Source organism: Agrobacterium sp. Azo12, from assembly GCF_029193765.2.
GTDB lineage: Bacteria > Pseudomonadota > Alphaproteobacteria > Rhizobiales > Rhizobiaceae > Agrobacterium.
On sequence record NZ_JARFYO020000002.1, the window covers coordinates 1 to 15781 of the forward strand.

At 53.7% G+C, this 15781-nt stretch carries 15 protein-coding genes; 12 read left to right on the top strand and 3 right to left on the bottom strand.

Annotated features, from left to right (window positions below; all coding sequences use genetic code 11):
* The 10 genes from PYL13_RS16480 to PYL13_RS16525 form a co-directional block, all read left to right on the top strand.
* Positions 1 to 544, top strand: a 544-nt coding sequence (locus tag PYL13_RS16480) for an HD-GYP domain-containing protein (RefSeq protein WP_303299117.1), incomplete at its 5' end; no start/stop codon positions are given.
* Positions 534 to 857: a hypothetical protein gene (locus tag PYL13_RS16485; RefSeq protein WP_250985203.1), complete on the top strand. Its 324-nt coding sequence runs from the start codon at positions 534 to 536 to the stop codon at positions 855 to 857. The genes PYL13_RS16480 and PYL13_RS16485, both read left to right, overlap by 11 nt.
* Entirely contained in the window at positions 857 to 1225 is a 369-nt protein-coding gene (locus tag PYL13_RS16490; RefSeq protein WP_250985202.1) for a response regulator, read from the top strand. The genes PYL13_RS16485 and PYL13_RS16490 overlap by 1 nt, the downstream gene beginning before the upstream one ends.
* A complete protein-coding gene (locus PYL13_RS16495; protein ID WP_275642357.1) occupies positions 1222 to 3216 on the top strand; it encodes a chemotaxis protein CheA in 1995 nt (664 codons plus the stop codon). The genes PYL13_RS16490 and PYL13_RS16495 overlap by 4 nt, the downstream gene beginning before the upstream one ends.
* A complete protein-coding gene (locus PYL13_RS16500; RefSeq protein WP_192489260.1) occupies positions 3213 to 3728 on the top strand; it encodes a chemotaxis protein CheW in 516 nt (171 codons plus the stop codon). Before PYL13_RS16495 ends, PYL13_RS16500 begins: the two co-directional genes overlap by 4 nt.
* A 25-nt stretch (positions 3729 to 3753) precedes the next feature.
* Positions 3754 to 5448: a methyl-accepting chemotaxis protein gene (locus tag PYL13_RS16505; protein WP_192489261.1), complete on the top strand. Its 1695-nt coding sequence runs from the start codon at positions 3754 to 3756 to the stop codon at positions 5446 to 5448.
* A 176-nt stretch (positions 5449 to 5624) separates the two neighbouring features.
* Positions 5625 to 7439 carry a methyl-accepting chemotaxis protein gene (locus PYL13_RS16510; protein ID WP_259146785.1) on the top strand — a complete coding sequence of 605 codons (1815 nt, stop codon included), beginning with the start codon at positions 5625 to 5627 and terminating at the stop codon, positions 7437 to 7439.
* Positions 7440 to 7442: 3 nt separating this feature from the next.
* Positions 7443 to 7937: a chemotaxis protein CheW gene (locus tag PYL13_RS16515; protein WP_192489263.1), complete on the top strand. Its 495-nt coding sequence runs from the start codon at positions 7443 to 7445 to the stop codon at positions 7935 to 7937.
* A 13-nt stretch (positions 7938 to 7950) separates the two neighbouring features.
* Complete coding sequence (locus PYL13_RS16520; protein WP_259146782.1) at positions 7951 to 8799, top strand: CheR family methyltransferase; 849 nt, start codon at positions 7951 to 7953, stop codon at positions 8797 to 8799.
* A gap of 8 nt (positions 8800 to 8807) precedes the next feature.
* Positions 8808 to 9899 (top strand): protein-glutamate methylesterase/protein-glutamine glutaminase, encoded by a 1092-nt coding sequence (locus PYL13_RS16525; RefSeq protein ID WP_275642358.1) that lies wholly within the window; start codon positions 8808 to 8810, stop codon positions 9897 to 9899.
* 408 nt (positions 9900 to 10307) lie between these two features.
* On the opposite strand, the gene PYL13_RS16530 is transcribed toward PYL13_RS16525, so the two are convergent.
* Positions 10308 to 11408 (bottom strand): acyltransferase family protein, encoded by a 1101-nt coding sequence (locus PYL13_RS16530; protein WP_275642359.1) that lies wholly within the window; start codon positions 11406 to 11408, stop codon positions 10308 to 10310.
* Between the two features lie 353 nt (positions 11409 to 11761).
* Here PYL13_RS16530 and PYL13_RS16535 point away from each other — a divergent pair, with 353 nt between their 5' ends.
* Together PYL13_RS16535 and PYL13_RS16540 are read left to right on the top strand one after the other, a co-directional pair.
* Complete coding sequence (locus PYL13_RS16535; RefSeq protein WP_275642360.1) at positions 11762 to 12193, top strand: hypothetical protein; 432 nt, start codon at positions 11762 to 11764, stop codon at positions 12191 to 12193.
* A gap of 261 nt (positions 12194 to 12454) precedes the next feature.
* Positions 12455 to 13156: a ParA family protein gene (locus tag PYL13_RS16540; RefSeq protein WP_275642361.1), complete on the top strand. Its 702-nt coding sequence runs from the start codon at positions 12455 to 12457 to the stop codon at positions 13154 to 13156.
* 25 nt (positions 13157 to 13181) lie between these two features.
* On the opposite strand, the gene PYL13_RS16545 is transcribed toward PYL13_RS16540, so the two are convergent.
* Positions 13182 to 14921, bottom strand: coding sequence for a chemotaxis protein (locus PYL13_RS16545; protein ID WP_275642362.1), 1740 nt, complete (start codon positions 14919 to 14921; stop codon positions 13182 to 13184).
* Between the two features lie 216 nt (positions 14922 to 15137).
* The gene (locus tag PYL13_RS16550; RefSeq protein WP_275642363.1) at positions 15138 to 15743 is read right to left on the bottom strand and encodes a TetR/AcrR family transcriptional regulator; all 606 of its coding nucleotides are present in this window, start codon (positions 15741 to 15743) and stop codon (positions 15138 to 15140) included.
* Between the last annotated feature and the right edge of the window lie 38 nt (positions 15744 to 15781).

Genomic DNA, 15781 nt, shown 5'->3' on the forward strand with positions numbered 1-15781 from the left:
TGCCCCCTTGCACGACGTTGGCAAAATCGGAATCTCCGATAGCGTGTTGCTCAAACCCGGCCGCTTGACGCCGGAGGAAATTACAGAGATGCGCAGACACGTCGAAATTGGCGTGCAGATACTGGAAAAAGGAACCTCCGATCTGGTTAGGATTGCCGAGGCGGTTGCCGGTGGCCATCATGAAAAATGGGACGGCACCGGCTATCCAAAGGGCATTACCGGCGAAAACATTCCGATCGAAGCCCGCATCGTCGCAATCGCAGATGTTTTTGAAGCCCTGTGTTCAGAACGGCCTTACAAACGCGCTTGGCCCATTGAAGAGGCCCGCGACCACATCATCGCGCAAAGCGGCCTCCATTTCGACCCAGCCTGTGTGACGGCCTTTGAAAACCAATGGTCACGCATCGCCAGCCTCATGGCGCAGGATCTGCCAAAAACGATCGTTGATGTTCCCAGCTTGGAAACACCCGACGAACCGGCTGGCCCGAACCAAACCGTCTCTGAAAAACCCGCACCAATACGAGAAACATCCAATGTCAAGTAACGCAACCGCTGAAACGCTGGTGTTCCCTCCCTCGCTTTCCATCAGGCAGATATCCGGCGCACACGAACTGCTTTTAAAGCAGCTCGAGAAAGAAGACGCCCTGCTTCTGGACATTGCAGACGACGCCGACACTGACCTCAGCTTCATTCAACTGATCGAGGCCTCCCGCCTCTACGCCAAAAAACACGGAAAAACAGTCAGCCTGAAACACCCTGCCAGTGAAAACCTCCAGCAGACACTCCGCAGAAGCGGCTTCCTGTCACGTATGGACAAAGAGTCACGTCAGTTTTGGCTGCATGGAAAGGACATCTAATGAGCGCCAATATTCTTACAGTCGACGACTCTGCCAGCATCCGCATGACCACAAAGATCGCGTTGACCAACGCCGGTTATCAGGTCACCGAAGCGGTTGATGGCCAAGACGGCCTTGCCAAGGCAAAGGGTGCGACGTTCGACCTGATCATCACAGATCTGAACATGCCCAACATGAACGGTCTGGAAATGATCGAGGCATTGCGGCAGTCGCCAGCACATACCGGTATTCCGATCATCTTCCTCACCACTGAGTCCGATGCCGACATGAAGGCACGTGCGAAAGCGGCCGGCGCAACTGGCTGGCTGACAAAACCCTTCGACGCTGAAAACCTCGTCAAGATTGCCAAAAAGGTACTCGGAAAATGACCACGCTTGACCCGATTCAGGTTTTCAGGACGGAAGCGGCTGAGCTGTTCGAGCAGATCGAAAGCGGCCTGCTTGATCTGCTTCACGACCTTTCCGATCAAGATCAGATCGACGCCGTGTTTCGCGGCCTGCATACCCTGAAAGGGTCCGGCGCAATGTTCGGGTTTGAGGCACTTGCCGCCTTTACCCATCATTGCGAAACGGCATTTGACCGGGTGCGCAAGGGCGAAGTGCCCGCCACAAGCGAACTCATCGCAGCTGTTCTGGCCGCGCAGGACCACATGCGCGCCCTCGTAGAGAACCCACTCGGTGTTCCAGGCGATATCGGCGACAAATTGCTGGCCAAACTGCATGACGCCGTTGGCGAGGGTAACCGCGGATCGGTAACCCACGTACCAGCCGCAGTCAAAGCGGCACAACCGGCACCAAAGCCGAAAGCGACGACATGGAACGTCAGCTTCCGCCTTCCAATCAACGCCATGGCAAACGGAACCAATCCGCTTGGGCTTTTGGATGAGCTGGATGAACTGGGTGAATGCGAAATCGTCGCGGACCTTTCAAAGGTCCCATCGCTCGATGTTCTCAATCCGAGCGATCTGCATGTCGGTTGGTCGGTAACGCTTACGACGGAACAACCAAAGTCCGCCATCGAAGATGTTTTCATTTTCGTTATGGATGACATGGAAATCAACATTCGCCAGCTTGAAGACACTGCCGAAATCGAAGAGACCCCTGTTGTAGAAGAGGTCCTTCAGACGCCAGCGAAAGTCGCGCCAGCAGCAGCCCCGGTACAGAACGACGCCAAGAACGCCAAGGCCAACGAGAACGTCCGCGTTCCCGCAGAGCGGCTTGATGAGCTGATGGACCGCGTCGGTGAATTGGTTATTGCCCAGTCGCGCCTGTCGCAGTTGGCCGGTGGTAGCGCTGATATTCTGCTTCGCTCGGTTTCCGAGGATGTCGAACGCCTTTCCGGTGAGTTGCGCGATACCATGATGGTTTTGCGCATGGTGCCGATTGCCCAGCTTTTTGGCCGATTCCGCCGTTTGATCCATGACCTTGCCCGGGAAACCGGCAAACACATCGAACTGGTCACTGAAGGCGAAAGCACCGAGGTCGACAAGGGTGTTATTGAGCGTCTAGCAGATCCACTGGTACATCTTGTGCGCAATTCCTGTGACCATGGATTGGAAACGCCGGAAGAACGAATTGCTGCAGGCAAGCCTGCAATTGGTACGATTACTCTGGTTGCGCGCCAATCCGGTGGCGATGTCACGATCAGCATTCGCGACGATGGTCGGGGCATTAACCGCGACCGTGTACGCGCCAAGGCTGAGTCTTCAGGGATTATCGCAGCGAACGCGGTTCTTGCCGATCAGGAACTCCTGCAACTGATCTTCCAACCCGGTTTTTCGACAGCCGCCCAGGTCACCAACCTGTCGGGCAGAGGTGTCGGAATGGATGTGGTCAAGCGCAGCGTCGAAGCGCTTCGCGGCACGATCAACGTCACCAGCACCACTGGCGTAGGATCCGAGATATCTCTGGCAATCCCGCTCACCCTCGCCATCATCGATGGACTGCTCGTACGGGTCGGCACAGGATGCTACGTCATTCCATTGTCCGCTGTTGAAGAATGCCTTGAGCTTTCTCCCGAAGAAGACCTGCGTTCTCGCGGTCGGTCGTTCATCTCGCTGCGCGAAAGTCTCGTGCCATTCATCCGGTTGCGTGACCTCTTCAGGACAGGAACACCTCCGGACCAATTCCAAAAAGTCGTCGTCGTATCGACGGGCTCGGAACGTGTGGGCTTGGTTGTTGACCAGATTATCGGCGATCACCAGACCGTCATCAAGGCGATGTCGAAACTGCATCATGACGTATCCACCTTCTCAGGGGCGACAATTCTCGGCGACGGCAGCGTCGCTCTGATCCTCGACGTCGGCCACCTCGTGGCAGCGGGACAACACCAGGAGGCGCAGTTGCGCGCAGCAGGATGAACCAGCACATTACAATCAATGCCGGTACCATTTGGAGCAAGGACGACGACGTAGAGGTTCTTACCTTCAGTCTCGCCGGAGAAACCTTCGCGATTGAAGCAGTCAAGGTCCAGGAAATCCTTGATCTTCTGCCCGAAACCTCGGTTCCAGGAAGCTTGCCTTTCGTTGGGAGTGTCATCAATTTTCGTGGCAAAGTCATTCCGCTGGCGGACATCCGACTGGCCTTCGGAATGGAGGCAGGAGAAAAGACGATCGACAGCCGGATTGTGGTGATTGAGTTGCCACTTGGTGATGAACGCACGCTTATCGGAATTCGTACCGATAGAGTTTTTGAGGTCACCACCTTTTCAAAAAGCGCCAGTGAAGCCCCACCCAGCGTCGGAATGCGTTGGCGCGCAGATTACATCGATTGCCTGATCAAGCGGGAAAACCAGTTTGTTATCCTGCCGAACCTGGCGGCAATTTTCTCAAATCACAATTCACAATCGGCGGCTGGACCCTCGCACGGTTAAACTGAGCCAGAAATGGAGAACTAACATGCGTGCTTCGATCAAGTTGAAACTTGGACTAGCCTTCGGCTTCATCATCGTCATGCTCGTTGCGACCGCGAGCTACGGAATTCTGAGCCTTGGTAACCTCAACAATACGCTGGGAAGTGTTCTGCAGGGACCTGCTCTACGCCTCAAGCTGGCCCAAAATCTGAGCAACGAGCAGCTTCAGCAGCTACGGCAGCAAAAGAACTTGCTCCTGGCACCAGGTGCAGCAGAGATGCAGAACTACATTACGCTCTCGGACAATGCGCGCCGTGCCTTCGATGAAAATTTCAACCAAGTGAATGCCCGGGCAACCGAACAGGGTAAGGCCATCTGGGCAAAATTGGCTGATTTTACGGCAGAATTCCGCCGTCAGGACGACCGCATTCGCTCGTTGATGCTACAGGGCAACACTCCCGCAGCACTGCAGGTCTCTACAAACGAAGCACGCAAAGTCACAAACGAAATTGACGCGCTGCTCAGCGAAGTTGTTTCATTGGAAGAGACCCGCCTGGACGAAGCTGAAACGGCTGCCAATGCAACCTACATCGACACCAGAACAATCATGATTTCCGTCGCTGCATTTGCGTTGGTCATCGCTGTTATCGCTGCATTCTGGATTGCACTTTCGATCAATAAGGGCTTGCGCAATGCGGTTCGTGCCGTACAGAGCGTCGCTGAAGGAGATCTGACTGAGTTCGCCGCTATTTCGAGCAAAGATGAAATCGGCGAAATGCTCAGCTACCTGAATGGTATGATTGAAAGACTGCGCGGCGTTGTGGGCGATGCACTCTCCGCATCAGACAACGTATCGTCGGGTAGCCAGGAACTGTCTGCAAGCTCTGAACAGCTGAGTCAGGGCGCAACGGAACAGGCATCTTCCGCCGAAGAAGCCTCTGCTTCCATGGAAGAAATGGCAGCCAACATCAAGCAGAATGCTGACAACGCCGCACAGACTGAAAAGATTGCACGTCAGTCTTCGAAGGACGCTGAAGTAAGCGGTGAGGCTGTTGCCCGCGCCGTCAGCGCGATGCGCACGATCGCCGAAAAGATTTCCATCGTTCAGGAAATCGCCCGTCAGACCGACCTGCTCGCGCTTAATGCTGCGGTTGAGGCTGCCCGTGCGGGTGAACACGGCAAAGGCTTTGCGGTTGTTGCTTCTGAAGTGCGCAAGTTGGCTGAACGCAGCCAGGCAGCGGCATCCGAGATCAGCTCCCTGTCCGGCGAAACTGTGCAGGTGGCCACAGAGGCAGGCGAAATGCTGAACCGTCTGGTTCCGGATATCCGCAAGACTGCTGAACTGGTGGCTGAAATTTCCGCGGCGTGCCGCGAGCAGGATATCGGTGCATCGCAGATCAATGAGGCGATCCAGCAGCTCGACAAGGTAACGCAGCAGAACTCCGGTGCATCCGAAGAAATGTCGGCGACCTCAGAAGAGCTTGCTGCACAGGCTGAAGAACTTCAAAGCAGCATCGCCTTCTTCAAGGTTGACCGCGCCGCCACCTCGCAGTCCGCGCCAGTGCGCAAGGCCGTTGGAAAGCCACAATCAACTGCACGTCAGGTGGCGAAGCCTTCTTCCTTCAAACCGGCTCCGAGCGGTTCGGTCAAGGCTCAGCAGGCCAGAGCAAAGGGTTTCGCCCTTGACATGTCGATGGGTGGACCGGATGCACACGACGCTGACTTCAAGGAAAGCGCCTGAAACAAGACAATCTGATGCCGGTTAATCCGGCATCACACCACCGCGTGTATGCGGTGGCCCAAAGGGTCGCACGGACCTGCAGACAGGTGGATGTCTCGCCCCACTGCATTCTCAAAGCTTTTCTTCCGTGAAGTATGAAGAGCCAACTTCGCACATTACCGTCATCGGGGACATACATGCGTCTGACTATCAAACTGAAACTGGCAATGGCCTTCGGTCTTGTTATTACACTGCTCGCCATCACCGCGGGCTACGGCATTTATAGCCTGGCAAATCTGAATCAGGCCGTGACGGACATCATCGCAGGTCCGGCGCATCGTCTCGAAAGCGCCCAGAACCTAAGCAACATTCAGCTTCGGATCACCCGCTCTCAGATGAACATGGCGACGGCAACCAATAGTGCGGATGTTGCAAAATACATCGAAGCTAGCACCACAAACCGTCAGCGCTTTGATGAACAGGTCAATGAACTCGAGCAGGCATCCACAACCGAAGACGGCAAGCGTGGTTGGAGAGAAGTTCGTGCTGCGAGTGCTCGCCTCTTCGCGATTGACGATCAGATCCGGGAATTTGCACGCGTCAACAACGCGACAGAGGCAGTCCGTCTTGCCACTGGCCAGGGACGGCTTATCGTGGATGAAATCGAGGCTTTGATCACAGCCCGTGTCGAGGCGAACAAGGCCTCAATGGTCCAGGCAGACCAGGACACAAATGAGCAGTACACGGCCACTCGCGACTATATCATAGGACTGACGGTCATTGCACTTGTGCTCGCGATTAGTGCAGCGTTGTGGATTGCTCTTGGCATCAACCGAGGCTTGAAAAAAATCATGGTTGTCGCTGAAGCTGTTGCGCTTGGCGATCTCAATCAGGATGTCGACATCAAGACGAATGATGAAATCAAGGATCTCGTTAACCGCATCAATGTGATGACGGGCAACCTGCGCAACACCGCTTCTATCGCCGACCAGATTGCCGACGGTGATCTGACTGTGACGCCAACACCGCTGTCCGACAAGGACACGCTCGGATTGGCACTGGAACGTATGGTTGAGCGTCTTCGCGGCGTTGTTGCAGATGCACTGTCTGCCTCAGACAATGTCTCTTCCGGTAGCCAGGAATTGTCTGCAAGCTCTGAGCAGCTTTCTCAGGGTGCAACCGAACAGGCATCATCCGCCGAAGAAGCCTCTGCTTCAATGGAAGAGATGGCTGCCAATATCAAACAAAACGCCGACAACGCAGCGCAGACAGAAAAGATTGCTCGCCAGTCCTCTAAGGATGCCGAAGCAAGTGGCGAGGCTGTGGGTCGTGCGGTCAGTGCAATGCGTACCATCGCCGAAAAAATCTCGATCGTTCAGGAGATCGCACGTCAGACAGACCTTCTCGCTCTCAATGCCGCTGTAGAAGCAGCCCGTGCGGGTGAACATGGCAAGGGTTTTGCGGTCGTCGCTTCCGAAGTCCGCAAGCTCGCCGAACGCAGCCAGGCAGCTGCATCGGAAATCAGCTCACTCTCCGGTGAGACCGTTCAGGTCGCGACGGAAGCGGGCGAAATGCTCAACCGTCTCGTACCTGACATTCGCAAGACAGCTGAACTTGTTTCCGAAATTTCGGCCGCTTGCCGCGAACAGGATATCGGTGCGAGCCAGATCAACGAAGCGATTCAGCAGCTGGACAAGGTCACGCAGCAGAACTCCGGTGCCTCCGAAGAAATGTCTGCAACATCCGAAGAGCTTGCCGCACAGGCAGAAGAGCTGCAGAGCAGCATTGCTTTCTTCCGCGTTGATCGTACCGTGGTTCCGCAAGCCGCTGCGGTTCGCAAACCCGCCGCAAAGCCTGTAATTGCTGCACGACCTGTCGCCAAGGCACCAGCATCGAGATCCGCAACAGCGAACTCGGTCGCGTCTCAGCAAGCTCGGGCAAAAGGCTTTGCGCTCGACATGTCCATGGGCGGACCGGACGCAGGCGATGCAGATTTTAGAGAAAGTGCCTGATCTATGACCAATGTATCCTCCGAAGGTCAGTTTGTTACATTCAGCCTGGGTGACGAAGTCTTTGCGGTACCTGTTGAGGTGGTTCGTGAAATCCTCGATCATGAGGATGCATTCAAGATCCCACACGGACCGGATTATCTTCTTGGCTTGCGCGATGTGCGTGGACAAGGCGTTCCGGTCATTGACCTCAGACTTCGCTTAGGCATGAGCGGGACGGTCAAGACACCCCACACCAGGATGTTAGTTCTCGATATTCCAATGACCGAGCGCGTACTTGCGCTCGGCTTGGTGGCCGACAAGGTGTTTGAGGTCACGCCTTTCAGGGGTGACCAGATCGAAACAGCGCCTGACATTGGGGTAAACTGGAGTTCGGACTACATAGCCGGGGTGGTGAGGCGTGAAAGTGACTTCGTGGTCATCATAGACCTCGCACGCCTTTTCTCCGATGCCGCTGGCGTGCTTTCGCGCCCATCCAGCCGCTCTGGCCAAGCCGCATAAAGGAGCTTTTGTCTTGAATGCGACTGCAAGAAACACCTTTGATGACAGCCTTAGCCAACGAGACTTTCGTCAACTCGCGGCTTACATCTATGATTATTGCGGCATCAAGATGCCCGATACAAAACGATCAATGCTGGAAGGTCGCCTTCGCAAGAGATTGCGGGCGACAGGCTGTGGGACATTCAGCGCCTACTGTAACTATCTGTTTCGAGAAGGTGGCATGGATGCAGAGTCCATTCACCTGATCGATGTCGTTACGACCAACAAGACAGACTTTTTCCGTGAACCGAACCATTTCGAGTATATGGAACAGGTCGCTCTTCCGACACTTGCGAGAGATGGTCATCGTCGTATTCGCACCTGGAGCTCGGCATGCTCAACAGGTGCCGAACCCTACACTATGGCCATGGTACTGGCAGAAGCTGTCGAGAGAAATGTGATCCAGGACTACAGTATCCTGGCAACGGACCTTTCAACGGATGTCCTGAAAAAAGCGCATTGCGGTGTATACGCACGTGATCTGCTAGAGCCTGTTCCTGCTCCACTCGCAAAAAAATACGTCATGCAACCGGTAGACAAACACAGGAATGACGTCCGCATCTCTCCTGCACTGAGGTCAAAAGTAGGGTTTGCCCGTCTTAATCTGATGGATGCTAAGTACCAGATCGGCGAACCTGTTCAGATGATTTTCTGCCGGAATGTCCTCATTTATTTTGACAAGAAAACGCAGGTGCACGTGTTGTCGCGCCTTTGTGAAAACCTTGTCTCAGGTGGATATTTGTTTATCGGTCATTCTGAAACCGTCACGGGGATCGATCTTCCGATACGACAAGTTGCCAACACCGTGTTCAAGAAGAACTAACCAGCGTTATGTCCAAGAAGATCCGCGTCCTCATCGTTGACGATTCTGCGAGTGTCCGACAGACGCTCACAGCGGTCCTGCAGTCCGACCCGCAGATCGAAGTGATCGGCGCAGCCGCCGATCCCTTCATCGCCGCCAAGCGAATACAAGAAGAGATCCCCGACGTCATCACACTTGACGTCGAGATGCCGCGTATGGACGGGATCACCTTTCTCCGCAAATTGATGTCACAACATCCGATCCCAGTGGTGATGTGTTCCTCATTGACGGAATCCGGCTCGGAAACCCTGCTGCAGGCTCTCGAGGCCGGCGCTGTCGATATTATCCTCAAGCCCAAAATTGGCGCAGCGGACCATCTTGCAGAGTCTGCCATGAGGATATGCGAAGTCGTGAAGAGTGCTGCACAGGCAAGGCTAGGACGTCGTAAGATTATGTCCGCCCGCCAGTCGGAACTCAGTGGGCCAACTGCCAAGCTAACGGCTGATGCAGTCCTACCGCCCCCCTCGGGCAAGGCGATGGCTCGCACCACGGAAATGGTCGTCTGCGTGGGTGCATCGACCGGTGGCACAGAAGCACTGCGCGAAATGCTGGAGAAACTTCCTGCCAATGCCCCAGGCATCGTCATTGTCCAGCATATGCCGGAAAAATTCACCGCAGCTTTTGCCAAACGTCTCAACAGCCTGTGCGAGATGGAAATCAAAGAAGCGGCCGACGGTGACCCTGTCTTGCGGGGTCACGTGCTGATTGCGCCCGGTGACAAACACATGTTGCTGGAGCGCCAGGGCGCCCGTTATCATGTGTCCGTGCGCACCGGACCGTTGGTGTCACGTCACCGCCCGTCTGTTGACGTGCTTTTCCGTTCGGCAGCGCGCGCCGCCGGCGCCAATGCCATGGGTGTCATCATGACCGGCATGGGTGACGACGGCGCACGTGGCATGCTGGAAATGCATCAGGCTGGTGCTTTTACCGTCTCTCAGGATGAAGCAAGTTCTGTCGTTTTCGGCATGCCGAAAGAAGCAATCGCCCATGGCGGTGTCGACAAGATCCTGCCACTCGACCGCATAGCCGCAGAGATATTGGCTGAAGATCGCCGCCGCTAGGGTGGTGGAGTTGAAATACGCCTCATCGAAAGCCTGGGCTTGAAGCGTGTTCCAAATCCATAAACCACAATTCTCCTAGTCATTCGTTTGAATCTGAAGTTCGCTGTGAGTGTGACTAAGGTCGGAAAATGCTTCAACGCACGATAACATCGCGTCCTGCTCTGCCGCAAACATCGCAAACGCTCGTCCAATTCCACGCCTGCGCCGTTTTGATCGCCCTCGCCTAAGATCAAGCATGTCTATGCCAACGATGTGTTGCTTAAGGCCGCGGCTGGCAACAGATAAATTCTCAAGGCTACTTCCGCAGCCGCTCGTACAAAGATGTTCGAAAACAGTTAAATCGCTACGACTGGAATTACTGCTAGTATATGGCCAAACTAGTTGATTTGGGTACGGTTCATCCTCACCTCATTGTCGTGAAAGAAAGCGAATTCTCAATCTGGAGATAGGTTTCTCAAAGAAATGAAACGACAACGCCGCTACTGGGACGGTCAGTATCGCTCCAATCCACGGCTCTGGGGGCCAGCTCGGATGAGATCGGTAGGATCCATTTCCCGTAAGTAGGCCTTGGTACATGTAGAGGCCGTAGCTGATCATGCCGAGGTATCCTATCGGTCCCCAATCAAGGTTCTCAACGGTTGGCCTATGTTGATTTAGGTATATCCATCCAACCAGAAGCGTGAGGCCGGCAGCCCCGAGCATTTCCACGACCGGGGACTCCCGCATGTGAATAAGAGGTAACATGATGAGGAGCGTAGCGAAGCAAAGCGTCGCTCCGTTTGCAACTAGCGATCGTGCCGCAACCCTTATTTTCTCCTGCTCAAATATTACAGCGAGCATCGCGCCCATTGCGATCGGATACACTGCGGGTATTGTCCACCGGTTCGGGAAATGTGTGGCGGTTACAGGCCCGTAGTCGCTTGTCATGCGCCAGTAGCAGACAAATATTACTGCCAGACAGATCGATATTAACCAGCCTCTACGCAGAACGAAGACGGAGAACACCAGCGGCCAAATGATGTAAAACTGCTCTTCAACGCCAAGGCTCCACAGGTGGCTAAGGTAGTGAACGTTGAGCTCATTCGGGATGAAGTTGTAGACAAAGAACAAGCCGTACATCGCGGCTTCTACAGCTTCCCTAACTCGCCCAAAGTATAAAAGTGGCGCAAGAGATAAAAGCGTAACGAAATAGACCGGCAATATTCGGAACGCTCGCCGCGTCATAAAATCTACGATGTCAACTTTCCCTGTCTCGCCAAAACGGCGCAGTAGCAGGGTGGTGATCAAAAAACCGGACAGAACAAAAAACGCCCTCACACCAAAGCTTGCGTTGAATACGCTGAAAAAACGAACCAGAAGTGGGTTCGTTGCTGCTTCGACGATGCCTATGTGAGACAAAATTACGAGGCCGACTGACACAGCCCGAATGGCATCAAAACCCTTGATGTGTTGCATTTTATCCCCGCCAATCATTGCGGAATTAATAAGCAACCCAATAATATTTTTCAAGCATGCCAAGTCATTCGCAACGTCACCCCAAACGCCACCCACTCACCTCGGCCTGACGCGACCTTGAATCGCTTCGTATTAAGGACTGAGTGTCTCTACGGCATTAAGTTTTGTTTTGTCCCGTCCTCGTACGAGACTATCTCGAAACAAACAGCAGCATCAATATCTTGATGGGCGAACTTTTGTGAGGTGTTCAAGGCCAGCATACTTTTGACTTGTGTCGTGGCCTGTCCAGGAGAGAGAATCGTATCGGGATCAATTTCAATTTGCCGCTGCTCTCAACGAGAGCATTGTTAAACCACGCTGCCCCTTTGATCATCATGATTGCCTTTGACCGCGAATTGGTCAGATCCATGATTACTTTCGTTGTCATCTCGTTTTCGGCAATCCAATTCGAAACCGTAATGATATCACATCACCCTTGGCTCCCATACTCTTTTGCAAATGTAAGTGCCGCAATAAGTAAAAACACAAGGCCTTTGAAAATTCATTTCTCCTCCGCAACTTTGCCGAAGGTTAAGTCACCGCGTCGTGTTCAGTCCATTTCTTCCGAACGCTTACCAAGACTTGAGAATAAACTCTGTTATTTGATTGGCGAAGATAATTGGAGAGATGCTATGGCGAGTACCAGTACATCCAGTGAGATGACTAGTGATGACGGGAATTCTCAAGTAAAAGCGAATCGTCAAATGCGAGAGATAACCGATCGTATCATTCTCCTGTCGGCTGGCGAACCGACTGCCCAGATCGCGCTGCGTGCTACTGTTCGAAATTATGAGGTTTGAAAAGACGTGGGGGGCCTCTGCGTTCTTCAACACGAAGTGACGACGGCTGGCAGCATGGATCGAGTGGGCATGTCTGACCGTCCGAACCCGATATGCACCGATTCACCGGCTGGGATCGCTCTCGTAGCAATACCACTGCAGATTTAAAGCTCGCGCTTTACCGTTCATTAACCATGTTGCCGAATGATGGACGCACCACCATGCGACCCGGTGCGTCCTGTGAGGCATGAACGTCTCTGTCAAAATTTCGGATCTGCGGCCATGTCAGTCATCACGTTTGCAAACACCAAGGGCGGCGCGGGCAAAACAACCGCAGTCCTGTTGCTGGCGACTGAACTTGCCCGTCGGGGCCTCCGCGTATGTGTGATTGATACCGATCCACAGCGCTGGATCTCCAGGTGGCGCGATGCCGCCGATTATCGGGTCAGCTTTACAGTCATCACTTACGTCACCGCATCCAACTTGCAGCAGCATGTGCTGGACAGCCGCAAGGCCTTTGATCACGTCATCATCGACCTGCCAGGCGCACAATCACCTTTGCTGGCCACAGCAATCGGTCTGTCAGATCACGTCATGATCCCCGTGCAAGGTAGCACGATGGACGCGCAAGGTGGTGCCCAGGTGCTGGAACTGCTGCGTTATCTCTATGAGAAGGCCAATATCAGCATTCCGCATTCTGTTGTGCTGACCCGCGTCAATTCACTGGTCACGACACGTGCCTTGCAGGCTGCACGTCAACTTCTGGCTTCGCGTAATGTGCATGTTCTGGATACACCGATCATCGAACGCTCTGCATTCCGCGACATGTTCGAATTCAACGGTTATCTGCACATGATGAACCCGGCGCGGGTGAGCAACCTGGACAAGGCCATTCACAACGCCGGGTGTTTCGCGGATGAAATTCTGCGTCTGCTTCCGGCCTCAACAGCCAAGCGCAAGTCTGACATGATGCGCGCCGCCTGAACAAGTTCAGGCAGCACTCACCGGTTTAAAACAAAGCGTCAGCGAACAGGTCGTCATCGTCGTCTACGGATGACGAGGTAACCTTCTCCTTTGCGGGAGCCAGATCAACCGGGAAATACTGGGCGTGAATGTCGCGTTCCTGAGCCATGGTGTAAAGCTTGTAAATCCGGTTCGAGAAGGGCTGGATTTTTTCGCCGATTGACGCAACATCAATCGAACCACCGTTCAGAACGCTGGCGGACAGTCCGCAGCACTCATCCAAGACGTTGCCAAGCTCGTTTTCGAAATCGAGTTTAACAACAGCGGAACTGATACGGCTGAACACGGCCTGACCTTCGCGCGCCAGATCCTCCATGCCAGATTCCATTTCAGTTTTGGCACCGGTGACGGCAGCAAGTGCGTCGCGCAGAGGCTGGCTGAGGTCATTGGAGGCATTGGTTTCATTGAGACCAAGTTTGCCGATGGCTGTTTCGATCTGCTGCAGGTCGGACACGATCGCATCTGCAGGACTTTCCAGCTTCTCCGCGAATACCCGCAATTCAGCGCTCACCACATTAACAGAACGTCCTTCATCACCCAGTTTGGAGCAACGCAGGTTGGAGTTCAAAGCCATGTAGTGAATTTCTGTCTTGATGGAGCGCAGTACCTCCATGCCTCGGAGTAGGTCGTCAGCAGTTTGTGTAACCGTGCTCACAACAGTATCGGCATCCGTACTGCTACCCTGTACACGTTCTGCCAGCTGACACGCCTTGGAAATATCACGCTCCATAAGTTGCAAGGCACCGCCACCGGCCTGGCGCGTGTTCTCGACGAGGTTGTCACGCAGGGAAAGAATACGTGCAGCGTCATCGGCGAAGCTGGAAATACCTGCGAAAATCTTGCGGCAGTCCCGCTGCAGATCTGTCGTGGTTTCCTCCAACTGTGCATTCACGAGAACCGCAACAGCTTCTTTCAATGTATCGGCTTCATCCTGAGAGAGCTCCCTGCCCTCATCCGAATTCAGGTATTCATCCAGCATCTGCATCGTCGACTGGACATGCTCAATGCGCTGGCGTGTGATGTCGCCGATCTGCAAAGATGACAGTGCGGAGGCAATCTTGCTCTGAACGCCCTGCGCAATGGATTTGACCTGCGCAGCCATTTGCTTCATTTCGCGGTGCTGTTCACCCACCAGTGCTGAATTGCGCTTCAAACCGTCAATGATTTCCGGGATCGTTGCCTGAAAATCTTTCAGGATCGTCGCCGAGAAATTGCGCGCCTTGCCAAGCTGCTGGCGCATGGTTTCAAGATAGGTGCCAAACTTGCCAACTTCATCAGCACCAAACTGAATGCGCTCACGGATTTCGTCGGCAAAGGAAGAAAATTCGGCAATACCCGCGCCGGTAATCTTCACGGTGATGGCAAATGTCTTGAGATAGCGGATTGTCTCTCTGATATCATCGAGATGATTGTCCGTGGATTTGCAGAATTCAGCCATGGCTTCAAACGCGACCTGCCGTTGCTGCTCAGTATCAGGCAGACGGGCAAGGTCTTCAATCGTCTTGCGCATGCCGGCAATCGCCGCATCGGCAGTGCCGCCATCCATCGTACCGGCCATGCGGTCGAGAATTGCAATCAGATCATTGAGAATTTCCATTACGGAGACAAGCACCGAGCCGCCATCAAGAAATGTCTTTTCAATGCGCGCATGCGCAACCGACAAGCCTGCCGACAGGTCCGCCCGATGATCAATTAAATTGGTTGTGAGTTTACGTTTTGCGTTCACTATTCTTTTCCCAACCGCCCTGTTTGAAGGCAAGCTAGGTGGAATATGGAAATGACAGGTAAATTCAGTGACCTGTTCTGAAACAGAACAATTTGAGGGTTAATGAACTGCGTCACATACCACTAAAATAGCAATGGATCTGTCACAATTGTCTATGCATTCTGGCTTAGGTCGACTACGCCGCAGAATTCCCAAACCAATCCAGTTACTTGATGCTTACTTCGCCGGATGATGGAATATCGCTACGATTTGTCTCGCTATATCCTCAGGTGACAGCCGACCTACCCGATACCAGCCAGCAACCTTGTTCAGCAGCGTCAGCAACAAAAGGCGATAAACGCTGCGATCAAGTGCTGGATCGAGTGGAAGCGCGTTGACAAGTTCTGTAAACAACGCCTCAAATGCATCACGCTTCAGGATCAGTTTTTCACGCACCGCAAGTGGCACTGACTGAAAATCATTCATCAGGGGCAAGGTCAGCGAATTCGGATCAAGCTGGGTATCCAACATGGTGATGCATGCGACTTCCAGCCGCTTCCACGGATCTTCAACGCCTTCGATGGCGGCGCGAATACGATCTTCACCTATTTGCAAAGCCATATCATGGACTTTAACAAACAAGGCTTCCTTGGACTTGATGTAGTGATAAAGCGACCCGCCTAGCAGCCCTACTTTTTCACCGATGTCGCGGATCGACGTCGCCGCAAATCCACGCTCGGCAAACAGCGCACCGGCGGCTTCCAGCACCTCAAGGTGGCGATTTGTTAGCTTGGACAAAGATTGGCTGTTTTGAATACATTCCTCACCAAAATCGCGTTTCATAGAACCGCTCAATTCCATGCCAAGAGCTCTGAACATTG